The sequence below is a fragment of the Aquabacterium sp. OR-4 genome, assembly GCF_025290835.2.
In the GTDB taxonomy this organism is placed as follows: domain Bacteria; phylum Pseudomonadota; class Gammaproteobacteria; order Burkholderiales; family Burkholderiaceae_C; genus Pseudaquabacterium.
Genome location: NZ_JAOCQD020000001.1, coordinates 99,438 through 123,028, shown reverse-complemented (window position 1 = coordinate 123,028; position 23,591 = coordinate 99,438). Strand labels below are relative to the sequence as shown.

Here is a 23,591-nt window from a genome sequence, read left to right as displayed (position 1 = left end):
TGCGGCACCGCCGCACCGGCAGCCAGCGCCCTCGTCATGCCCACCTTCCTGCACACCGCCGATTGGCAGATCGGCCGCCAGTTCAGCAGCTTCGACCCGGAGCATGCGCCCCTGCTGGCCGAGGCGCGCCTGGCCGCGGTGGAGCGCCTGGCCGCGCTGGCCGCCGCGCACCGGGTGGACGCGGTGCTGGTGGCCGGCGACGTGTTCGACGCGCAGACCGTGTCCGACCGCATCGTGCGCCGCCTGTTCAATGCGCTGGCCGCCTACCCCGGGCCGTGGCTGATGATTCCCGGCAACCACGACGCCGCGCTGGCCGAAAGCGTGTGGACCCGCGCCCAGCGCCTGGGCGCGGTGCCGGCCAATGCCCACCTGCTGCTCAGCGCCGAGCCGCGCCTGTTTGCCGAGTTGGGCTTTGCCGTGCTGCCCGCGCCGCTCACCCAGCGCCACACCCATGGCGACCTGAGCGCCTGGTTCGACGCCTGCGACACCCCCGCCGGCCTGCTGCGCCTGGGCCTGGCGCACGGCAGCGTGCAGGGCCTGCTGGCCGACGAGATCGACGCCACCAACCCGATCGCCCCCGACCGCGCCGCCCGAGCCCGGCTGGATTACCTGGCGCTGGGCGACTGGCATGGCTGCAAGCGCATCGACGCGCGCACCTGGTACGCCGGCACGCCCGAGCCCGACCGCTTCAAGGACAACGGCGCCGGCCAGGCGCTGCTGGTGAGCCTGGCCGCGCCCGGCGCCGAGCCGCAGGTGCAGGCGCTGGCGGTGGGCCAGTACCGCTGGCAGGCGCTCGAGGCCAGCCTGCAGGTGGCCAGCGATGTGCAGGCCCTGGTCGAGCGCCTGGACGCGCTGGGCGCCCACGACGTGGCCAGCCTGCGCGTGGCCGGCAGCACCGATCTGGCCGGCCATGCGGCCCTGCTGGCCGCCATCGCCCGTGCCGAGGCCGCGGCGCGCGATCTGCAATGCGATCTGGCCGATCTGCGCCTGAACCCCACCGGCGACGACATCGCCAGCCTGCAGGCCGACGGCTACCTGGGCGAGCTGATCGCCGAGCTGCGCACCGAGCAGGCCGGCACCACGCCCGAGGCGCGCACCGCACGCGATGCGCTGGCCCTGCTGACCGCCGCGCTGGCGCCGCGCAACCTGGCCGCCGTGGCCCCGCCATTGGCCAGCACGCCCCCGGCCGCCAGCGGCCTGGCGGCCTGACGGGGGGCGCGCACGATGGCGTTCCAGATCACCCGGCTGCAGGTCGAGCAGCTGCGCCGCTTTCGCCAGCCGCTGCTGCTGGAGGGTTTCGAGCCCGGCCTGAACATCCTGGCCGGGCCCAACGAGGCCGGCAAGAGCACCCTGGTGCGGGCCATCCGCGCGGCGTTTTTCGAGCGCCACCGCTCCACCGCGGTGGACGATCTGCGCCCCTGGGGCGAGGGCAGCAGCGCCACGCCCACCATCACGCTGGACTTCATGCTCGACGGCCAGCCGCACCACCTGGTCAAGAGCTTTCTGGGCAAGAAGCGCTGCACGCTGCAGATCGGCAGCCAGCGTGCGCTCGATGGCGCCGAGGCCGAAGACCACCTGGCCCAGCGCTTCGGCTTCGGCTTTGCCGCCAAGGGCGCCAGCCGGCCCGAGCACTGGGGCATTCCCGGCCTGCTGTGGGTGGAGCAGGGCAGCGGCCAGGCGCTGGATGTGAGCCATGCCCGCGAGCACCTGCACGATGCCCTGCAGGGCCAGGCCGATGCCGCGGGCGGCCCGGCCGCGCTGGGCGGCCTGGCCGCCAGCGGCGGCGACGAGCTGCTGCAGTGGCTGCGCGGCCAGCGCGACGAACTGCTCACCGCCAAGGGCGTGCCCCGGCGTGGCGGCGGACTGCCCGAAGCCACCGAGCTGGCCGACGAGCAGCAGGCGCAGATCAGCGCGCTCGACCAGCAGATCGCCAGCTACCGCCAGCAGGTCGACCAGCTGGCCACGCTGCGCGCCCAGCACCAGGCCGACGAAACCGCCCAACCCTGGGCGGCGCTGCGCAGCACGCTGGCCGAGGCCCAGGCCCGCCAGCAGGCCCTGGCCGGCCAGCAGCAGCAGCTGGCCGCCGACCAGGCCCGCGCCGCCCAGCTGGCGCAAACCCGCCAGCTGCTGGCTGGCGAGATCGATGCCTTGGCGCGCCAGCAGGCGCAGGCCGCGCAGCGCGGCCAGGCCCTGGCCCAGGCCACCCAGCAGCTGCAGGCCGCCGACGCCGCGGTGGCCGTGGCCGCCGCCGGCGTGCAGGCCAGCCAGGCCCGCGCCCAGGCCGCACGCCTGGCCTGGCGCACGGCACGCGAGGCCGCGCAGCGCCAGGCCCTGGCCCAGCAGCTGCAGCAGGCGCAGGCCGATGCCGCGCGCCAGGCCGATGCGCTGCAGCGTGCCGATGCCGCGCACCAGCACCTGGCCACGCTGCGGGCCCAGGCCGCGGCGCATCCAGCCATCGGCGAGGCCCAGCTCAAGGTGCTGCAAAGGCTGGATCGCGGCGCCCGCGAGGCCGCGCTGCGCCGCCAGGCCGTGGCCACGCGGCTGCAGTTCGATCTGCCGGCCGGGCAGGCGCTGGGCCTGGCCAGAGGCGCGGCTGGCGGTGCCGATGCCGGTGCCGGTGCCGGTGCCGGCACGGGCGAGGTGCAACGCACGCTGCAGGGCCAGGGCGAGCTGCTGCTCGACAGCCCGGCCACGCTGGCCCTGCCCGGTGGCGGCACGCTGCGCATCACCCCGGGCGGGCAGGATCTGGCGGCACTGGCGCGCCAGCACGACGAGGCCCTGGCCGCGCTGCAGGCGGCCCTGCAGGGCCAGGGCCTGGCCGATCTGGCCGAGGCCGAGGCCCGGCTGGCCGCGCACACCGAACGCCAGGCGCAGATCCGCCTGGCCGAGCAGGCCCTGGCCATCGTGGCGCCGCAAGGTCTGGCGCCAGTGCAGGCGGCGGCCGGCGAGGCCCAGGCGCGCATCGCCAGCGCCCAGGCTGCGCTCGACCGGTTGCCGGCCAACGCCAACGCCAGCGCGACCACCACCACCACCACCGCCCTGCCGCTCGACGAAGCCGAGGCCGCCCACGACGCCGCCACACGCAGCGAGCAGGCCGCGGCCGAAGCCCTGGCCGGCGCCCAGCGCCGCCAGGCCGCCACCGCCAGCGCGCTCGATTCGGCGCAGCGCGAACACGCTGCCGCCCAGGCCGCGCTGGTTGATCCGGCGCGCGCGGCGCGCCAGCAGCAGGCGCAGCAGCAGCTGCTGGCCACCCAGGCCGAACACGAGGCGCTGGCCGCGCGCATCGGCCAGGCCCAGGCCGCGCTGGCCGCCGCCCGGCCCGACATCGTGGCGCAGGACATCGCGCGCCTGGCGCGCAGCATCGAGCAGCTGCTGCAGGCCCACCAGCAGCGCCGCGAGCAGCTGCTGGTGCTCGAAGGCACGCTGCAGCAGGCCGGCGCCCAGGGCCTCGAAGAGCAGCGCGACAGCCTGGCCGGCGCGCTGGCGCGCACCCGGCGCCGTGCGGCCGAGCTGCAGCACCGCGCCGCCGCGCTGGCCCTGCTGTGCAGCCGCATCGAGGCCCGCCGCCAGGCCACGCTGAGTCGGCTGCAGGCCCCGCTGCAGCAGCGCCTGCAGCACTACCTGCCGCTGCTGCTGCCCGGCGCCGCGGTGCAGATGGACGCGCAGCTGGCGCCCGAATCGCTCACCCGCCCCGCGCCCGACGGCGGCGCCGAACGCGCCGCGCTCGACGAGCTGAGCTTCGGCGCGCGCGAGCAGCTGCGCCTGATCAGCCGCTTTGCCTACGCCGACCTGCTGCAGCAGGCCGGCCGGCCCACGCTGCTGATCCTGGACGACGCGCTGGTGCACAGCGACGCCGAGCGCCTGGGCGCCATGAAGCGCGTGCTGTTCGATGCCGCCCAGCGCCACCAGCTGCTGCTGTTCACCTGCCACCCCGAGCAATGGCGCGACATGGGCGTGGCCCTGCGCCAGCTGTGATCGGCTGCGCGCACGCCCGGACACCCCCATGAGCGACACCCTGACCCCCGGCTTCCTGGTGGTGCACGGCAACCACCCCGAGGCGCTGCGCGCGCTGATGCTGCAGTGGCTGGCCGCCCATCCGCTGCCGCCGCTGGCCGACGAGACGGTGCTGGTGCAGAGCAACGGCGTGGCGCAGTGGCTCAAGCTGGCCATGGCCCGGCCGCCGCGCGCCGACGGCTCGGGCGGCCTGGGCATTGCCGCGGCGGTGAAGATGCTGCTGCCCTCGCGCTTTCAGTGGGACGTCTACCGCGCGGTGCTGGGCCCGGCCGCCGTGCCGCCGGTCTCGCCCTTCGACAAGCCGCTGCTGCTGTGGCGGCTGATGCGCCTGCTGCCGGCCTTGCTGGCCGAGCCGGTGTTCGCGCCGCTGCAGCGCTTTCTGGCTGACGACGCCGACCTGCGCAAGCGCCACCAGCTGGCCGAGCGCCTGGCCGACCTGCTCGACCAGTACCAGGTCTACCGCGCCGACTGGCTGGCCGACTGGGCCGCCGGTGACGACCGCATCGCCACCAGCCGCCAGGGCCTGCAGCCGGTGCCCGACGACCTGCGCTGGCAACCGCGGCTGTGGCGCGCGCTGCTGGCCGACGTGGCGGCCGCGGCCGAGCCTGGCGGTGATGTCGATGCTGGCACCGATGCCGGTACCGATGCCGGCGCCGCCGCGGCCGCCACCAGCCGCGCCGCCGTGCACCAGCAGTTTCTGCAGCGCATGGCCGATTGGGCGCCGGCGCGCGACGGCCCGCGCCCGGCCGGCCTGCCGCGGCGCCTGGTGGTGTTCGGCATCTCCTCGCTGCCGCAGCAGGCGCTGCAGGTGCTGGCCGCGCTGGCCCGCTTCACCCAGGTGTTGATGTGCGTGCACAACCCCTGCGAGCACGACTGGTCGCACATCGTGGCCGACAAGGACTTGTTGCGCGCCGAGCGCCAGCGCCAGCGCCGCCGCCCCGGCAGCGAAGGCGCCATCGCCGACGAAGCCCTGCACCTGCATGCCCAGCCGCTGCTGGCCGCCTGGGGCAAGCAGGGGCGCGACTTCATCCGCCTGCTCGATGAGTTTGATGGCAGCGACAGCGCGGCGGCTCAGGCGCATGCCCGCCAGCTGCTGGCCCTGGGCCAGCGCATTGACCTGTTCGAGGCCACGCCCGGCCACAGCCTGCTGGCCCAGCTGCAGGACGACATCCGCGACCTGCGCCCGCTGGCCGAAACGCGCGCGCGCTGGCCGGCGGTGGACGCGGCGCGGGACCGCTCGATCCAGCTCCACATCACCCACGGCCCGCAGCGCGAGGTGGAGGTGCTGCACGACCAGCTGCTGCAGGCCATGGCCGCCGATGCCACGCTGCAGCCGCGCGACGTGATCGTGATGGTGCCCGACATCGCCGCCTATGCGCCGCATGTGCAGGCGGTGTTCGGCCTGCTGCCCAGCGGCGATGCGCGCCACATCCCGTATTCGCTGGCCGACCAGGGCCAGCGCGGGCACGACCCGCTGCTGGGCGCGCTGGAGAAGCTGCTGGCCCTGCCGCAATCGCGCCTGGCGGTCAGCGACGTGCTGGATCTGCTGGAGGTGCCGGCGCTGCGCCGGCGCTTTGCCATCGCCGACGACCAGCTGCCGCTGCTGCGCCGCTGGCTGCAGGGCGCCAACATCCGCTGGGGCCTGCATGCGGCGCAGCGTGCGGCGCTGGGCCTGCCGCCCGACCAGCCGCACAACAGCTGGGACAGCGGCCTGCAGCGCATGCTGCTGGGCTATGCCAGCGGCGTGCATGGTGCGGGCGAGGCCTGGCTGGGCATCGAGCCGCTCGACGAGATCGGCGGGCTCGACGCCGCCCTGCTGGGCCCGCTGGTCACCTTGCTGGCCACGCTCGAGCGGCACTGGCAGGCGCTGGCCGAGCCGGTGTCGCCCAACGCCTGGGGTGAGCGGCTGAACGCCCTGCTGGCCGACTGCTTCGACACCGACGCCGGCCCGGCAGCCGGGCCGCCAGGTGGCGTGCCCGGCGCCGCCGCCAAGGGCCGCCCCACCGACGGCCTGACCCTGCTGCGCCTGCAGACCACGCTGCAGGACTGGCTGGCCGCCTGCGCCAGCGCGGCGCTGGTCGAGCCGCTGCCGCTGGCCGTGGTGCGCGAGCACTGGCTGGCGGCGCTGGACGCCGGCGGCCTCAGCCAGCCCTTTTTTGCCGGCGCGGTGACCTTTGCCACGCTGATGCCGATGCGCGCGATCCCGTTTCGCATCGTCGCGCTGCTGGGCATGAACGACGGCGACTACCCGCGCAGCCGCGTGCCGATGGATTTCGACCTGATGGGCGCCGGCGTGGGCGGCGACTGGCGCCCCGGCGACCGCTCGCGCCGCGAGGACGACCGCTACCTGTTCCTCGAAGCCCTGCTGTCGGCGCGCGAGCGCCTGCACATCAGCTGGGTGGGGCGCAGCATCCATGACCAGTCGGAGCGCGCCCCCTCGGTGCTGGTGGCCCAGTTGCGCGACCACCTGGCCGCCGGCTGGCAGCTGGCCGGCGCGCCGGCCGATCACCCGCACGATCACCCGGCCGATCGCCCGGCCGGCCAGGCGCTGGTGGCGGCGCTGAGCGTCGAGCATCCCTTGCAGCCATTCGACGCGGCCTACTTCACGCAAGGCGGCGACCCCCGCCTGTCCAGCCACGCCCACGAGTGGCGCGACGGCCTGTGCGCCGTGCCGCAGGCCGCCCCGCCCGCAGGCGACGCGGGCAACCCGGGTGACGCAGGCAACGAAGGCGACCCTGGCGATGCAGGCAGCGCCGCCTTGCCGCCCTGGGCCTTCGAAGGCCCGCTCACGCTGCGCCTGCTGGCCGAGTTTCTGGCCAATCCGGCGCGCAGCTTCCTGCGCCAGCGCCTGGGCGTCTTTTTCGAGGCCGACGACCCGGTGGGCGCCGACCAGGAGCCCTTTGCCGTGGACGCGCTCGAGAACTGGCAGCTGCAGGACGAGCTGATCCAGGCCCAGCTGGCCGCGCTCGAAGCCGGTGACAGCCGCGAGCACGCCATGCAGGCCCAGCTGCAGCGCATGGCCCGCCGCGGCGCGCTGCCGGCCGGCCACTTTGCCGAGCTGGTGCAGCAGCAGCTGGCCGCGCCGATGGACGACCTGTTCGCCCGCTACACCGAGCAGCTGGGCCTGTGGCCGCAAACGCTGCCCGATGCGCTGCTCGATCACCTGCCCGAGGGCCTGCCCGAACCGCTGCGCCTGCTCGACTGGCTGGGCCAGCTGCGTGCCAACGCCCAAGGCCAGCGCGTGCGCCTGCTGCTCGACAGCGGCAGCCTGATCGCCAACAAGCGCTACCGCCGCGACCGCCTGGTGGCGCCCTGGGTGGCGCATCTGGCCGCGCACCTGGGCGCCGAGCCGATCACCACCGTGGTGGTCAGCAAGGCCGGCACCGCCACGCTGATGCCGCTGGATGCGGCCAGCGCCAAGGCCGCCTGGGCCGCGCTGCTGGCGGCCTGGCAGCAAGGCCTCACACAGCCGCTGCCGCTGGCCCTGCGCAGCGCATTCGAATGGCTGGACAAGGGCGGCGCCGACGCCGGGCCCGACAGCGCCGAGGCCCATGCAGCCGCCCGCGCCGCCTACGAAGACCACGAACCCGCGCACGGCCTGTACGGCGAGCGCGAGGGCAACGCCTACCTGGCGCGCGCCTTCACCGGCTTCGACGCGCTGTGGGCCGGCGGCGAGTTTGCGCACTGGGCGCTGGCCCTGCTGGCGCCGCTGGACGCCGCGCTGCAGCGCGCCGACGACAAGCCCGGCAAGGGCCGGCGGGCTGCCGCGGGCCTGGGGGCCGACGCATGACCACGCCCATCCTGCAACCGCTGAGCTTTGCGCTGCGCGGCAGCCGCCTCATCGAGGCCAGCGCCGGCACCGGCAAGACCTTCACCATTGCCGCGCTGTACCTGCGCCTGGTGCTGGGCCATGGCGGCGCCGGGCCCGGCGGCTGCGGCTTCACGCGGCCGCTGGTGCCGCCCGAGATCCTGGTGGTGACCTTCACCGAGGCCGCCACGCAGGAGCTGCGCGACCGCATCCGCGCCCGGCTGGCCGAGGCCGCGGTGGCCTTTCTGGCCGATCCGGTCACGGTGCCCGATCAGCCCGCCGGCCGCGACCTGCTGCACGACCTGCGCGCCAGCTACCCCGCTGACCAATGGCCGGCCTGCGCGCGCACGCTGCGCCTGGCGGCCGAGTGGATGGACGAGGCGGCGGTGTCCACCATCCACGGCTGGTGCTACCGCATGCTGCGCGAGCATGCCTTCGACAGCGGCAGCCTGTTCACCCAGACGCTCGAGACCGACCAGCGCGAGCTGCTGGCCGAGGCGCTGCGCGACTACTGGCGCAGCTTCTTCACGCCGCTGCCGGCCGACGATGCCGCCCAGGTGCGGGCCTGGTGGCCCACGCCCGATGCGCTGCGCGCCGAGGTGGCGCCGCTGCTGGCCCGCAGTGCGGCGCTGGGCCCGGGCCAGGCACCGGCCCAGGCGCTGGGCCAGGCCCGCGCGGCGCAGCAGCAGGCGCTGGCCGAGCTGAAGGCGCCGTGGCCGGCCTGGGTGGCCGAGCTGCGCGCCCTGCTCGATGCCGCCGTGGCCGCCAAGCAGGTGGACGGCCGCAAGCTGCAGGCCCGCTACTACGGCCCCTGGCTCGACGCGTTGGCCGCATGGGCCGGCAGCGAGCTGCCCCGCCCCGATCTGGACAGCAGCAGCAGCGCCTGGACCCGCCTCACCCCCGAAGGCCTGGCCGATGCCTGGAAGCTGGGCGCCGCGCCCGAGCATCCCGCCCTGCGGGCCCTGCCCGCGCTGCGCGGCCAGCTCGAGGCCCTGCCCACCGGGCGCGAAGACCTGCTGCGCCACGCCGCCGACTGGACCGCCCGGCGCCTGCAGCGCGAGCAGGCCCAGCGCGCGCTGATGGGCTTTGACGAACTGCTCACCCGGCTGGACGCCGCGCTGCAGGGCCCCAACGGCGCCCGCCTGGCGCAGCGCATCCGCACGCAGTTTCCGGTGGCCCTGATCGACGAGTTCCAGGACACCGACCCGGTGCAGTACCGCATCGTCGACACCATCTACCGCGTGGCCGACAACGATGCGGCCACCGCGCTGGTGCTGATCGGCGACCCCAAGCAGGCCATCTACGCCTTTCGCGGGGCCGACATCCACACCTACCTGGCGGCGCGGCGCGACACCGGCGATCGCCACGCCACGCTGGGCACCAACTTCCGCTCCAGCCAGGCCATGGTGGCGGCGGTGAACCAGGTGTTCCAGCAGGCCGAGGCGCGCGCCGAGGGCGCCGGCGCGTTCCTGTTCCGGCACGGCGGGCACAACCCGCTGCCCTTCCAGCCGGTGGATGCGCGCGGCCGCGGCGAGCAATGGTGGCGTGGCGACGCCCCGGCCCCGGCCCTGGTGCTGTGGCAGCTGCCGGCGGGGCCCGGTGGCGCGGCGCTCAGCGCCACCGCCGCGCTGCAGCAGGCGGCGCAGGCCAGCGCCAGCGAGATCGTGCGCCTGCTGGCCGAGGGCCAGGCCGGCCGCGCCGGCTTTGCCGAGCACGATGCGCTGCAGGGCGTGCAGCCGGGTGATATGGCGGTGCTGGTCAACAACGGCCGCGAAGCCGCCGCGGTGCAGGCCGCGCTGCGCCAGCGCGGTGTGCGCAGCGTGTACCTGTCGGACAAGGGCTCGGTGTTCGACAGCGCGGTGGCCGCCGACCTGCAGCGCTGGCTGGCCGCCTGCGCCGCGCCCGACGACGACCGCACCCTGCGCGCCGCACTCGGCAGCGCCACGCTGGGCCTGGACTGGGCCGCGCTCGACCGCCTCAACCACGACGAGCTGGCCTGGGAGGCGCGCGTGCTGCAGTTTCGCGGCTACCGCCAGATGTGGCGGCGCCAGGGCGTGTTGCCGATGCTGCGCCACCTGCTGCACGACTTTGCCGTGCCGCAGCGCCTGCTGGCCGCGCCTGACGGGCAGGGTGAGCGGCTGCTCACCGACCTGCTGCACCTGGCCGAGCTGCTGCAGCACGCCGCGGTGCAGCTCGACGGCGAACATGCGCTGATCCGCCACCTGGCCGAGCAGCGGGCCGACGCCACCGGCGATGGCGATGCGCGCAAGCTGCGGCTCGAAAGCGATGCCGCGCTGGTGAAGGTGGTCACCGTGCACAAGAGCAAGGGCCTGGAGTACCCGCTGGTGTTCCTGCCCTTCGCCTGCGCGTTCCGCGCCACCCGGCCGGACGACACGCCACTGACCTGGCACGACGACGCCGGCCAGCCGGTGGTGGCACTGCGCGCCGACGCCCAGGCCCTGGCCCGGGTTGACCAGGAGCGCCTGGGCGAAGACCTGCGCAAGCTGTATGTGGCCCTGACCCGCGCCCGCCACGCCACCTGGGTGGGCATGGCGCCCCTGAAGGAGCTGCAGCGCAGCGCCTTCGGCAGCCTGCTGAGCGGCGGCGCGGCGCTGCCGCCCGAGGCCCTGGGCCCGGCGCTGCAGGCCCTGGCCCGCGGCTGCCCCGCCATCGCCGTGCAGCCGCTGCCGCCGGCCGACGACACGCGCCACCGCGCCACCTCGGCCCGCCCTGACTGGGCGCCGCCGCCCGAGCCCCCCGGCCCGCGCGAGCGCTGGTGGATCGCCAGCTACACCGCCCTGCGCGCCGCGCCGGCACTGGCGGCCGAAGGCGGCGTGGCCGACGGTGGCGCCACCGGCGCCGCGGCCTCGGCCGACCCGCCCGCCACGCCGCCGGCCAGTGCCGCCGAGGAGACCTTTGCCGAGGCGCTGGCCGAGCAGGGGGCCACGGGTGCGACGGGCGTTGCCACCGGGCTCGCCACGGGGTTTGCCACAGGTGCTGCCACAGGTGCCGCCACCGGCAGCGCGCCGGCGGCCGTCAGCGGCGCGCTGCACGCCTTTGCGCGGGGTGCCGAGGCCGGCAGCTTTCTGCACGGCGTGCTCGAATGGGCCGGCACCCAGGGCTTTGCCCAGGCCGCGCAGCACGGCGCCACCACCGCCGACTGGCTGGCCCGCCGCTGTGCCAGCGGGCCCTGGCGCGGCTGGGCCGGGCCGCTGGCGCGCTGGCTGTCGGGCTGGCTGGCCACACCGCTCGATCTGACCCGCCTGACGCCCGGCAGCACGCCGCTGGCGCCGGCCCAGCTGGCAGCGGCGCAGATGCAGGTCGAGCTGGAGTTCTGGTTTGCCGCGCAGCGGGTGGACACGGCTGCGCTCGATGCCCTGGTCACCCGCCACACGCTGGGCGGCGCGGCGCGGCCGCCGCTGGCCGCACAGCAGCTCAACGGCATGCTCAAGGGCTTCATCGACTGGGTGTTCGAGCACGAGGGCCGCTGGTACGTGGCCGACCACAAGAGCAACTGGCTCGGCCCGCGCGATGCCGACTACACGCCCGCCGCGCTGCGCGAGGCGGTGCTGCACCACCGCTACGAGCTGCAGTACGCGCTGTACCTGCTGGCCCTGCACCGCCTGCTCAAGTGCCGCCTGCCGGGCTACGACTATGAGCAGCACATCGGTGGCGCGGTCTACCTGTTCCTGCGCGGCCATGCCGCAGCGGGCCAGGGCCTGCACCTCGAGCGGCCGCCGCGGGCGCTGATCGAGGCCCTGGATGCACTGTTCGACGGCGGCGAGGCCTTGGCATGAGCAACACCCTGCACCACCGCGACAGCGCCACCGGCGGTCTGGCGGCCGATCCGGCCACTGATCCGGCCGCTGAGCTGGCCGCTGAGCTGGCCGCTGACATGGCCATCGACGTGGCCGCCCGCGTTCTGGCGCCGCCCCCACCCCGGCATGCCGCGCTGCTGGCCACGCTGGACGCCTGGGTGGCGCAGGGCTGGCTGCGTGCGCTCGACCGCGTGTTTGCCGGCTTTCTGGCCCGGCAGGCGCCCGACGCCGACGAGCTGCTGATCCTGGCCGCCGCGCTGGCCAGCCACCAGCTCGGCCGCGGCCATGCCTGTCTCGACCTGGCGGCCACGCTGGCCGATGCCGCGCTGGCCCTGGCCCTGCCGCCCGATGATCGCGCCGAGCGTGCGCCGTCGGGCGCCGACGATGACCGCGAGGACAGCGCCACCGACAGCGCGCCGGTGGCGCCATCGCCGGCCCGGCTGCTGGCCGACGTGGACCTGCCGCGCTGGCTGGCCACGCTCGCGCACCCGCTGTTGGTGGCGGCCGGCCCCGGCGCCACGCCGCTGGTGCGCGAGGGCCAGCGCCTGTACCTGCGCCGCTACTGGCAGCACGAGCAGGACGTGCGAGCCGCCATCGCGCAGCGCCTGGCCGCGCCCACCGAGGCCGCGCGCCCCGAGCGCCTGGCCGAGCTGCGCCGCGCCATCGAGGTGGTGTTCACGCCGGCCGATGGCGACCCAGGCGCCGCGGCATCCGCCGCCACCCCCACCGCCACGCCCACCGTCACGCCCACCGTCACGCCCGACTGGCAGCGCCTGGCCTGCGCGCTGGCGGCACGCCAGGGTTTTGCCATCGTCACCGGCGGCCCCGGCACCGGCAAGACGACCACCGTGGTGCGCCTGCTGGCCGTGCTGCAGCACCTGGCGCTGGGCGTGCCGGCGGCCGATGGCGGCGCGCCGCGCCCGCTGCGCATCCGCCTGGCCGCACCCACCGGCAAGGCGGCGGCGCGGCTCAATGAGTCCATCGCCAAGGCGGTGGGCGGGCTCAACCTGGCCGGCCTGGGGCCGCCGCGCCACGATCACAGCCACAGCCACGGCCACGGCCACGGCCAGGGCGATGCCGAGGCGCTGCGCGCGGCCATCCCCACTGCGGTGAGCACGGTGCACCGCCTGCTGGGCAGCCGCCCCGACACGCGCCACTTCCGCCACGATGCGCGCCACCCGCTGCCGCTGGATGTGCTGGTGATCGACGAGGCCTCGATGCTCGACCTCGAGATGATGGCCGCCGTGCTGGCCGCGCTGCCGCCGCAGGCCCGCCTGGTGCTGCTGGGCGACAAGGACCAGCTGGCCTCGGTGGAAGCCGGCGCCGTGCTGGGCGACCTGTGCCGCCGTGCCGACGACGGGCACTACCTGCCCGACACCGCCGCCTGGCTGCAGGCCGCCACCGGCCAGGCCATCGAAGACAAGCTGATCGACGCGCAGGGCCATGCGCTCGACCAGGCCGTGGCCCGGCTGCGCCACAGCCACCGCTTCAGCGCCGGCAGCGGCATCGGCCGGCTGGCCGAGGCGGTGAACCGCGGCGACGCCGACGGCGTGCGCCAGGTGCTGGCCGAGCGCCCGGCCGATCTGGCCTGCCTGCCGGCGGGCGACGAGGCGGCCTTTCGCGCCCTGGTGGTGCACGGGGCGCCGGCGGCCTTCGGTCAGACGGCCACGCCCGCCGCGCCAATTGCAGGTTATGCGCGTTTTCTGCGCCTGATGCAGGCGCAGCAGCCGCCGGCCGATGCGCCGGCCGGGGCTTTTGACGACTGGGCGCGGGCGGTGCTGGCCGCGCAGGCCGGCTTTCAGCTGCTGTGCGCGCTGCGCAGCGGGCCGCAGGGCGTGGCCGGGCTCAATGCGCGCATCGTGGCGCTGCTGCGCGACGAGGGCCTGCTGCCGCCCGCCGCCATGGCGCAGCCGGGTGTGCCAGGTGCGGCCGGTGCGCCTGGTGCCGGCGGCGAGTGGTATGCCGGCCGGCCGGTGCTGGTGACGCGCAACGACTACGGCCTGGGCCTGATGAACGGCGACGTGGGCGTCACGCTGGCGCGGCCCGATGCCGCCGGCGGCCGGCCGCGGCTGCGGGTGGCCTTTGCCGCGGGCGATGGCTCGGGCGCCATCCGCTGGGTGCTGCCCAGCCGGCTGCGTGCGGTGGAAACCGTGTTCGCGATGACGGTGCACAAGTCCCAGGGCAGCGAATTTGCGCACGCCGCGTTGGTGCTGCCGGCGCGGCTGAGCCCGGTGCTCACGCGCGAGCTGGTCTACACCGGCATCACGCGGGCGCGCCAGTGGTTCACGCTGGTGCCCGCTGTGCCGGCCGGGCCGGTGGATGTGCTGCGGGCAGCGGTGCAGCGGCGGGTGGAGCGGGTGAGCGGTCTGGTGGATTGAGCGCCGGCGCGGCCGTGGCGGCGTCGCCGGCCGACGCGTCGGCCACGCCGGGCGGCAGCGTCCGCGGCAGATCCACCACCAGCGTGGTGCCCTGGCCGGGGGCCGATTGCACGCCGATGCGCCCGCCCATGGCCTCCACCAGGCCGCGGCACAGGGCCAGGCCCAGGCCGCTGCCCTCGATGCCGCGGCGCTCGGCGCCCAGGCGCGCAAAGGGCACGAACAGCTGGGCCAGCTGCGCCGCGTCCATGCCCGGGCCGCTGTCGTGCACGGCCAGCGTGGCATGGCTGGCGCCGGCCGACAGCTGCAGCCGCACCTGGCCACCGGCCGGCGTGAACTTGAAGGCATTGCCCAGCAGGTTCAGCAGCACCTGGCGCAGGCGCAGCGCGTCGGCCAGCACCCAGCAGGGGCCCTCGGTGTGCACGGTCAGCACCAGCTGCCGCTGCACGGCCACGGCCTGCATCAGGCCATGCGCCTCGTGGGCCGCGGCGGCCAGGTCGAGCGGGGCGCAGTGCACCGCCAGGTGGCCGCCTTCCAGCGCGCCCAGGTCGCCCAGGTCGCGCACCAGGGTCTGCATGTGCTGGCCGGCGCCCAGCACGCGCTCGAGGCGCTCGCGGATGTGGCGCGCCAGCAGCTCGCCATGCTGCAGCAGCAGCTGCACCAGGCCGATCACCGCCACCAGCGGCGTGGCCAGCTCGTGCGCCAGGCGCTGCAGGCTGCCGGCCAGGCCCTGGTGCGCGGCCTGCAGGCGCTGCAGGCGCTGGCTCAGCTCGGCGTGGTCCAGGCGCTCGGTGACATCGTCGATGTAGCCGTACCAGACGGCGCTGCCATCGGTCTGCCGCTCCACCTGCGATTGGCCTTCGTGCCAGCGCCAGTGGCCGTCGTCGCTGTGCACCCGGAAGCGGCCGTGCCACGGCGCGCCGGTGCGGGCCGAGTGGCGCGCGGCGTCGGCCAGCGCCGGCAGATCGTGCGGATGCACGCGTTGCAGCAGCAGCCGGGCATCCTGGCGCACGGTGTCGGGGGCCAGGCCGTAGAGCCGCTGCACGCTGTCGCTCACATAAGGCATGTGCAGGCGGCCGTCGGCCTCCAGCACGCAGGCGTACATCATCCCGGGCACGCGGGCCGACAGGCGGGCCAGCAGCGGATCGGGGCCGAACAGGGCGCGGGTCATGGCAACGGCAGACAGACGGTGGTGCGGCGCGTCACCGGCCGCTCGGGGCTGACGCTGGGCGTGGGCCATGGCACGGCACGCTGCGGCAGCTGGGTGGGGGGGCATCGGTGGCGCCAACCCGGGTCGGTTGGGCCGCCATCAAGGCCGCAGGGGCATCACCTGAAGACAGGGCGGCGACCCGGGGTGGCCGCTGATGATGCGGGTAAACCCGCATTCTGCAATCGATTGACGGCGGCGGCTGTGAGTAAATGTATCGGCCACGCCACGCTTCCCGTGTTTGTCTTGATGTGCCAACGCCGTCTGGACCTGCCGGCCTCCTAGAGTGCGGGGATGTTCGTCCCGCTGGCCCTGACCCTGGCGACGCTGCCCGCCCCAACGTCCGCGTCTCCGTCCGCCTCTCCGTCCGACTCGCCGTCCGACTCTCCGTCCACCCGACCGTCCGCCCGACCCTCCGCCCCATCGCCCGCCCACCCGGCGGCGGCGGCCAGCGGCCGGTGCTGGCCTTTGGTGCCGGGCCGGCGCGCCGCCGTGCCGGGCAGCGTCGCCGCCGTGGCAGCGGCCTGACGCATCGCTGTGGCACAGTCGCCCGCCGTCCATCCCTTGTCTGCCGCCCCGTCCGTGTCTTCGCCACCCATCGTCACGCTGGCCATCGTGCAAGAGCCGCAGTCGCTGGGATTCCTGGCCAGCGATGGCCGCAGCTTCGGCGTGTTCGAGCGCCTGGCGCTGCCCGATGCCGGGCTGGCCGCGGCGCTGGCCCGCTGGGCGCTCGACTGCGCCGAGCTGCCCGACCCGGCCGAACGCGGCGCGCGCTTCAGCCATGCCTGGCTGCCCTTGCCGGTGCAGCACTGGCTGGCGCGCCAGCCCGAGGCGGTGCTGCAGCTGCAGATCACCGAGCCGCTGGCCGCGCTGCCGTGGGAGCTGGCGGTGGTGGCCGGCCGGCCGCTGGACGCCGGCTTCACCGTGGTGCGCCAGCTGATGGGCAGCGCCGGTGCCGCGGCGCCGCCCGGCCAGCGCCCGGCCGGGCCGCGCCTGGCCGTGCTGCGGGTGGATGCCGCCGAGGGCAGCGTCGACGCCCTGCCCGCACCGCCGCGGCCCGCCGCGGTGCAGCTGCAGCGGGTGCCCCGCCCGGCGGCAGCGGCCGGCACCGACGACAGCGCCGCACTGGCCACGCTGGCCGCGCTGGCCGGCCAGGCCGATGTGCTGTGGTGGGCCGCGCCGCTGCCCGACGCGCCGTCCCTGCCCGGCTGGCTGGCGGCGCTGGGCGCCCAGCCGGCCGCGCCGCGCCTGCTGCTGGCCAGCCTGGCGCCGGGCCACGAGGGCCACGCCGCGGCGCAGGCCTGGGTGGCGGCGGCCTGCCGCGCCGGCTTCAGCGCCATGCTGGTGCCGGTGGCGGCGCCGCTGGCCGAGGTGGCGCTGGCGCCGTTCTGGCAGGCCCTGGCCGAGGGCCTGTGCTTTGGCGAGGCGGCGCGCCGGCTGCGCTGCGCGGCCGTCGGCACGCCGGCGCTGGCCAGCGCCGCGCAGGCCTGGTTTCATGGCGACGGCCTGCATGCGCCCTGCGTGCCCGAGGCGCCGCAGGCGCCCGACGACGACGTGCGCCAGTGCACCATGCTCAAGTGCGATCTGGTCGACAGCACGCGCCAGATGGGCCAGCTGGGCGACGAGGCTTACGCCGAGCGCCTGGCCCAGTACCACGCCCGGGTGGCGGCCATCGTGCGCGAGCACGGCGGCCAGGCCGACGACCCGCAGGGCGACGACGGCTTCATGTGCTACTTCGGCCACCCGGTGGCGCGCGAGGACGCGCCGGCCCAGGCCCTGCGCGCCGGCCTGGCGCTGGTGCAGGCGGTGGCCGCGCTGGCCTGGCAGGTGCGCATCGGCATCTCCACCGGCCGCGTGGTGGTCAAGGACGGCCAGCCGGTGGGCAGCGCCATCCACCATGCCGCGCGGCTGCAGGCCCTGGCCGCGCCGGGCACGGTGCTGGTGGCCGCGTCCACCCAGGGCCTCACCACCGAGGGCTACGAGTTCACCCTGGTCGACCCCGACGCGCAGCTCAAGGGCTTCGAGCAGGGCGGCGCGGTGTGGCGGCTCGAGCGCGAGCGCCCGGCCCAGGGCACCGAGCGCTTCGATGCGCGCAGCCAGCTGACGCGCTTTGTCGGCCGCGAAGACGAGCTGGCGCTGCTGCAGCGCAGCTGGCAGGCCACCTCGGCCGGCCGGCCGCAGGCGTTGATGCTCACCGGCGAGGCCGGCATCGGCAAGTCGCGCCTGGTGCGCGAGTTCCGCCGCCAGCTGGCCGAGCGCGGCGTGCCGGTGCTGGAATGCCGCTGCGCGCCCGAACACCGCGGCAGCGCGCTGCAGCCGGTGATCGAGCTGCTGCGCCGCCAGCTGCACCTGGCCGGCGCCGAGAACCCGTCGGCCGCGCTGGAGCGCCTGCGCCGCAGCGGCCTGGCCACGCTGGGCGGTGACGAGGCCCTGGCGCTGGCCGCCGATCTGCTGTCGCTGCCGGCCGACGGCCTGCCGCCGGTGCCGGCCGATGCCGCGCTGCGCCGCCAGCGCACCATGGCGCTGCTGGTGCAGTGGCTGCGCGCCGGCGCCGCCAACCGGCCGATGGTGCTGATCGTCGAGGACGTGCACTGGATCGACCCCTCCACGCGCGAGCTGGTGGCCAGCCTGCTCGATGGCCGCGCCGCCACGCCGCTGCTGCTGCTGCTCACGCTGCGCAGCGGCAGCAGCGGCGGGGTTGACGCCGACGAAAGCGCCGGCTTCGGCCAGGCCGTGCCGCGGCTGGCGCTGGGCGGCCTGCCGCCCGGCCTGGCCTTCGAGCTGATGCGCGATGCCTGCGGCGCCGCGCTGCTCGACGCCGAGGCCGAGCGCTGGCTGGCCATGCGCGCCGATGGCGTGCCGCTGTTCATCGAAGAATCGGCGCGCATGGCCGCGGCGCTGGTCAAGGGCCTGTCGGCGGGCGCGCCGGGCAGCGCCGGCCACGGCCCCGACATCGCGATGACCCTGCGCGAGGCCGTGCCGGCCACGCTGGAAGGCCTGCTCACCGCGCGGCTGGACCAGCTGCCCTCGGCGCGCCGTGCGGCGCAGCTGGGCAGCGCCATCGGCCGCAGCTTCTCGCGCGCGCTGGCCGAGGCGGTGAACGCGCATGCCGAGTCGCCGATCCGCCAGCCCGATCTGGCCCACGAGCTGGGCGTGCTGGTGCAGGCCGGCCTGGTGAGCGTGCAGCAGGACGACGGCCTGGCGATCTACACCTTCAAGCATGCGCTGGTGCGCGACGCGGCGCACCAGTCGCTGCTCGAGCGCGACCGCCGCCGCCTGCACGCGGCCATCGCCGACGTGCTGGCCACGCAGTTCACGGCCCAGGTGGGGGCCCAGCCCGAGCTGCTGGCCCACCACCACGAGCTGGCCGGCCAGGTGACGCCGGCGCTGGCCGGCTGGGAGCGTGCGGCGCGCCATGCCGCCGGGCGCTCGGCGCACGACGAGGCCATCGGCCACCTGCGCCACGCGCTGGCCCTGCTGCTGCGCCAGCCCGACGATGCCGGCCGCAGCCGCACCGAGCTGCGCCTGCAGCTGCTGCTGGCCGGCCGCCTGATCGCCACCGCCGGCTACGGCGCCGATGCGGTGGAGGCGGTCTACGGCCGCGCGCTGGCGCTGTGCGCGGCCACCGGCGACGTGGCCGCGCTGGCCAAGGTGCGCCTGGGCCTGGAGGGCTGGCACTTCATGCGCGGCGATTTCACGCAGGCGCTGGCCATTGCCCAGCAGGTGGACGACGACCTCGGCCCGCCGGTGCCCGGGCAGGACGACCGGCTGGCGCGCATCCAGTCGCGCTGGGCCACCGCCAACATCGTGTTCCACCAGGGCGATCTGCGCCGCGCCGTGGCCATGATGGACGCGTGCCTGGCCGATTACCGCCAGCTTGGCCACCGCGCCATGGCGGTGCAGGACCCCGGCGTGATGTGCCTGTGCTACTCGGCCTGGGGCCTGTGGGAGCTGGGCCGCGCCGACGAGGCGCTGGCCCGCGCGCGCGCCGTGGTCGACCTGGCCGAAGGCCTGAACCACCGCTTCAGCATGGGCGAGGCCTACGGCTTCCTGGCCGTGGTGCACTGGTTTCGCGGCGAGATCACGCCGGGCCTGGTGGCCGCGCGGCGGGCCATCGAGATCTGCGAATCGGGCGGCTTCGCGGTGTGGCTGGCCCATGCCCGCGTGGTGCATGGCCGCCTGGTGGCCGAGCGCGGCGGCGAGGGCGACATCGAGGCCGGCATTGAGGAGATGCGCCAGGGCGATGCCATGTGGGCCGCCACCGGCGCGGTGGTGACGCGGGCCTTCTACCTGAGCCTGCGCGCCGAAGGCCTGGCCCAGGCCGGCCGCCAGGCCGAGGCCCTGGCCCTGCTGCGCGACGCCTGGGCGCTGGTCGAGCGCAGCGGCGAGCGCTACTGGGCGCCCGAACTGGCGCGCGCCATCGGCCAGCTGCTGCTGCAGCGTGCCGATGGGGTGGACGGCGACGACGGTGCCGAGGCCGACAGCGTGGCCGCGTCAGACCCCCAGCGCGCCGCCGACCGCGCCGAAGGCGAGCGCTGGCTGGCCCAGGCCCTGGACGAGGCGCGCGCCAAGGGCCTGGACGCCCTGGCCCTGCGCGCCGCCATGGCGCAGGGCCGCCGGCTGGCGGCGCAGGGCTGCGGCGCGCAGGCCCGCGCCCTGCTGCAGCCGGCGCTGGCCGCACTGGCCGAGGGCCAGGCCACGCGCGACCTGCGCACCGCGCGTGCGCTGCTGGCCAGCTGCTGAGCAGCCGCGCGGGCGGCCAGCGGCGGCCCGGGGCGGCCGGGCGCGCCGCTGGTTGCGCATGCCGCAGCGCCGCAGCAGACGCCTACGCAATGTGGGGGAGGGCCCAGAGGCGCGGGGTTCACGCCGGGCCGGTGGCCACGGCACCATCGCCGCTCCGGTTCGCCGGCCGCCCCGGTTTCTGCCAACGCCAACGCCAACGCCAACGCCAACGCCAACGCCAACGTCCCAGCCACGATGCTCGACCTCGACGCGCCCGGCACGCTCACGCCGTTCCAGTTCAACCAGCGCCTGCTGCAGGTGCTGTCGTGTGACGAGGCGCGCGCCGGGCTGTATGCCCAGCTGCTGCGCGAGCCACGGCTGCTGCAGTTTCAAAGCATGGCCCAGGCCGCGCCCGACCCCGCCGCGCCGGGCGCCGTGCCGGCCTTCCACCAGACGGTCACGCTGCTCACCGCGCGCGAGCACATCGACCAGGCCATGCGCGACGACCGCCACTTCAGCAATGCGCCCTATGCGGCCCTGGGCAGCGGCACCTTCATGCTGGGGCTCGACGGCATGGCCCACGCCATGCAGCGCGGCTTTGCGCAGCGCCTGCTGAAGTACCAGCCGGCCGAGCTGGCCGCGCTGATCGACATTGCCTGGCGCGCTGCCGCGGTGCTGCCGCTCAAGCAACGCCGGTTCGACGCGGCCGCGCTGGCCGAGCAGGTGGGCCTGCGCTTTGCGGCGCTGCTGTTCGGCTTTCCGCTGCACGAGCATCCGTACCTCGAAGCCGCCATGCGCTACGGCTACCAGCATCTGGTCTACCAGATCATCGGCCGGCACTTCAGCTACGACCCCGCGGTGCCGGTGGCGGCGCAGCGGTCGGGCGCGCTGTTTCTGCAGCGCTGCGTGGCGGTGCTGGGCGACTACGCACGCGGCGAGGTGCCCGACGACGTGCGCGAGCTGCAGCACAACCTGGCGGCCATCGGCCAGGCGCGTGGCATCGAGGCGCTCAAGAACTTCCAGCCGGTGTGCGCGCGCCTGGTGGCCGAGCCCAGCGAGCTGTCGGGCACCGAGCAGGCCTCGCTGGTGGGCGGGCTGATCGCCGGCACCATCGGCAATCTGCAGGCCTGCGTCAGCATCGCGCTGCAGGCCCTGATGTCGGCACCGCAGGGCGCGCTCACCGAGGCCATCGCCGAGGCCCATGCCGCGCAGCCCGGCACGCCGCAGCGCAGCCGGCTGCAGCGCCGCATCGTCGACGCGCTGGCCGACAACCCGCCGGCCGCGTTTCTGCCGCGCCAGGTCATCAGCGACCTGCCCCTCAGCCAGGCCGGCCAGCCGCTGGGCACGCTGAAGGCCGGCAGCCTGGTGTTGCTGGCCATCGGCGCCGGCACCCGCGAGGCGCGGCCGCGCGCGGCCGAGTTTGGCGACCGCGGCGATCCGCTGATCTTCGGCGCCGCGGCCAGCGGCGATGCCGGCGCCCAGCATGTGCACGACTGCATCGGCGCCTACCTGGCGCTGCCGCTGGTGCTCGAGACCGTGCGCCGCGTGCTGATGCTGCCCGGCATCACCCGCAGCCTCGACACCGACAGCGGCGAGCCGGCCGCGCTGCAAAAGACCTGGGGCTTTCGCTGCGACAAGCTGATGCTGGAGTACAGCCGCGACCGCGCCATCACCCAGCAGCCGCTGGCCGTGATCATGAAGATCAAGGCGCCGGTGGCCGAAAACGCCGAGAAGCTCAAGGCCACCATCGCCGTGGCCGCGCCGCGCATCGAGATGAAGCTCGACGAAGCCCGGCATGTGCACTTCGCCTGGTTCATGCTGCTCGACAACGACACCCGCCTGGGCCTGTTCACCGCCTTCGACGGCGCCTTCGACGAGTACCTCAAGCACTTCTCGCGCACCGTGGGCCCGCTGTTCGACTCGATCTACCAGTACCTGGAAGATGCGCCACCGCTGCCGGTGGCCGACCATCCCGAGGCCTTCGTGGCCAAGGCGCGGCAGTACAACACCGCGCCGGTGGGTGGCTACTTCTACAGCGCCTACCCGGCCGCGCCGGTGGTCGACATCCACCACGCCCTGAAAGAGAGGGCGCGGTGAACGCGCCGTCCAGGCCGGCGGCGCTGCAGCCGGGCTGGCTGCCGCTGCCGGCCGAGGCCGGCGTGCAGCAGCTGGCGGTGTATGGCTACGGCTACCGCCGCGGCCGCCAGCTGCTGCTGCAGATCAGCGACGGCGCTGCCGCCCGCCGCTGGCTGCAGGCGCTGCTGGCCCAGGGCTGGCTGGGCATCGAGGCGCTGCGCGAGATCGCCTACGCCCCGCGCGAGGCGCAGGGCTTTGCGCTGAACATCGGCCTGAGCTTTGCCGGCCTGCAGGCGCTGGGCCTGCCGGCGCCGCTGCAGACCCTGCTGCGCCAGTACGCGCCGGCCTTCAGCGAAGGCGCCGTGCCGCGCGCCGCGCGCCGCCTGGGCGATACCGGCGACAACGCACCGCCGCACTGGGAGCCGGCCTTCGGCCACCGCACGGCCCACCTGCTGGTGTCGCTGCAGGCCGACACCCTGCACGCGCTGGACGAACGCACCCAGGCGCTGCGCGCGCTCGACGGCGCCGACGGCCTGGGCGGCTGGGACAGCGGCCGCAGCGACGGCCAGCACCTGTTCGACGAGGCCGGCCAGCGCATCGTGCACTTCGGCTATGTGGACGGCATCTCCAACCCGCGCTTCGTGGGCCTGCACCGCGAGAAGCCGCAACAGCCGGCGCGCCATGCACCCGGCGAGCTGCTGCTGGGCCATGCCAACGACGATGGCGCCAACCCCTGGCGCCTGCCCGAGGCGCCCGCGGCAGCGGCCTTCTTCCGCCACGCCAGCTTTGGTGCCTACCGCAAGCTGGCGCAGGACGAAGACGCCTTCCACGCCCAGGCGCAGCAGTTGGCGCAGCAGTTGGGTGAATCGCCCGAGTGGGTGATGGCCAAGTGGTGCGGCCGCTGGCGCGACGGGCGGCTGATGCGCCCGCCTGGCGCGGACGCTGCCGAAGCGAGCCAGCCGGGCGCCCGGCCGTCCGAAGCCGGCTGGCCAACCCGCCCGGCGGGTGGTGCCGGTATCCCGGCGCCGGGTGCCCTGTACAACGGCTTCGACTTCAAGGACGATGCGCGCGGCGAAGGCTGCCCCATGGGCAGCCACCTGCGGCGCATGAACCCGCGCAGCGATCCGCTGGTGCAGAACAAGCGCCGCCCGCTGATGCGCCGCGGCATGCCCTACGGCCCGCGCTGGACGCCCGACGCCGCGCTCACGCCCAGCCCGCGCGACGACCGGCGCAACACCGAGCCGCGCGGCCTGCTGGGCCTGTTCTTCTGCGCCAGCCTCGAAGACCAGTTCGAGCACCTGCTGGGCGCCTGGGCCGACCGCAAGCCGCTGGGCCCCAACGACCGCGGCACCGCCAAAGACCCGCTGATCGGCCAGCACGACGACCCGAACGCCTGGCTCGAAGTGCCCGGCGCGCCGGGCACGCCGGCGCGGCGCATGGCCGGCCTGCGGCCCATGGTGAGCACCCGCGGCACGGTCTACCTGCTGTACCTCACGCAGCCGGCGCTGCAGGCGCTGGCGGCAGGCGACATCAGCGGCGTTTGACCGGCACCGACCGGGCGCCACCAGCGG

At 75.5% G+C, this 23,591-nt stretch carries 9 protein-coding genes; 8 read left to right on the top strand and 1 reads right to left on the bottom strand.

Annotated elements, in window-relative coordinates; translation table 11 throughout:
• Window positions 1–36: 36 nt before the first annotated feature.
• Genes N4G63_RS00435 through recD form a run of 5 tightly spaced genes read left to right on the top strand, consistent with a single transcriptional unit; the run spans window position 37 to window position 14,018 of the window.
• Entirely contained in the window at window positions 37–1,209 is a 1,173-nt protein-coding gene (locus tag N4G63_RS00435) for a metallophosphoesterase family protein (protein WP_260789438.1), read from the top strand.
• A gap of 15 nt (window positions 1,210–1,224) precedes the next feature.
• Window positions 1,225–3,975: an AAA family ATPase gene (locus N4G63_RS00430; RefSeq protein WP_314599211.1), complete on the top strand. Its 2,751-nt coding sequence runs from the start codon at window positions 1,225–1,227 to the stop codon at window positions 3,973–3,975.
• Between the two features lie 28 nt (window positions 3,976–4,003).
• The gene (gene recC, locus N4G63_RS00425; protein ID WP_260789441.1) at window positions 4,004–7,804 is read left to right on the top strand and encodes an exodeoxyribonuclease V subunit gamma; all 3,801 of its coding nucleotides are present in this window, start codon (window positions 4,004–4,006) and stop codon (window positions 7,802–7,804) included.
• Complete coding sequence (gene recB / locus N4G63_RS00420; protein ID WP_260789442.1) at window positions 7,801–11,619, top strand: exodeoxyribonuclease V subunit beta; 3,819 nt, start codon at window positions 7,801–7,803, stop codon at window positions 11,617–11,619. Before recC ends, recB begins: the two co-directional genes overlap by 4 nt.
• Complete coding sequence (gene recD, locus N4G63_RS00415; RefSeq protein ID WP_314599210.1) at window positions 11,616–14,018, top strand: exodeoxyribonuclease V subunit alpha; 2,403 nt, start codon at window positions 11,616–11,618, stop codon at window positions 14,016–14,018. The genes recB and recD overlap by 4 nt, the downstream gene beginning before the upstream one ends.
• Here the strand turns inward: recD and N4G63_RS00410 are convergent.
• Window positions 13,924–15,186: a PAS domain-containing sensor histidine kinase gene (locus N4G63_RS00410; RefSeq protein ID WP_260789444.1), complete on the bottom strand. Its 1,263-nt coding sequence runs from the start codon at window positions 15,184–15,186 to the stop codon at window positions 13,924–13,926. The two genes, recD and N4G63_RS00410, sit on opposite strands and share 95 nt — an antisense overlap.
• 618 nt (window positions 15,187–15,804) lie before the next feature.
• Here N4G63_RS00410 and N4G63_RS00405 point away from each other — a divergent pair.
• From N4G63_RS00405 to N4G63_RS00395, 3 genes are all read left to right on the top strand, one after another.
• On the top strand, window positions 15,805–19,965 hold the full coding sequence (locus tag N4G63_RS00405) for an ATP-binding protein (protein WP_314599209.1): 4,161 nt from the start codon (window positions 15,805–15,807) through the stop codon (window positions 19,963–19,965).
• A 234-nt stretch (window positions 19,966–20,199) separates the two neighbouring features.
• Window positions 20,200–22,041: a cytochrome P450 family protein gene (locus tag N4G63_RS00400; protein WP_260789447.1), complete on the top strand. Its 1,842-nt coding sequence runs from the start codon at window positions 20,200–20,202 to the stop codon at window positions 22,039–22,041.
• Window positions 22,038–23,564, top strand: coding sequence for a hypothetical protein (locus tag N4G63_RS00395; protein WP_260789448.1), 1,527 nt, complete (start codon window positions 22,038–22,040; stop codon window positions 23,562–23,564). Before N4G63_RS00400 ends, N4G63_RS00395 begins: the two co-directional genes overlap by 4 nt.
• Window positions 23,565–23,591: the final 27 nt, after the last annotated feature.

Excerpts from the sequence above, each read along its gene's own strand:
- N4G63_RS00435 (WP_260789438.1), top strand. The coding sequence starts at position 37 with ATGCCCACCTTCCTGCACACCGCCGATTGGCAGATCGGCCGCCAGTTC.
- N4G63_RS00430 (WP_314599211.1), top strand. The coding sequence starts at position 1,225 with ATGGCGTTCCAGATCACCCGGCTGCAGGTCGAGCAGCTGCGCCGCTTT.
- recC (WP_260789441.1), top strand. The coding sequence starts at position 4,004 with ATGAGCGACACCCTGACCCCCGGCTTCCTGGTGGTGCACGGCAACCAC.
- recB (WP_260789442.1), top strand. The coding sequence starts at position 7,801 with ATGACCACGCCCATCCTGCAACCGCTGAGCTTTGCGCTGCGCGGCAGC.
- recD (WP_314599210.1), top strand. The coding sequence starts at position 11,616 with ATGAGCAACACCCTGCACCACCGCGACAGCGCCACCGGCGGTCTGGCG.
- N4G63_RS00410 (WP_260789444.1), bottom strand. The coding sequence starts at position 15,186 with ATGACCCGCGCCCTGTTCGGCCCCGATCCGCTGCTGGCCCGCCTGTCG.
- N4G63_RS00400 (WP_260789447.1), top strand. The coding sequence starts at position 20,200 with ATGCTCGACCTCGACGCGCCCGGCACGCTCACGCCGTTCCAGTTCAAC.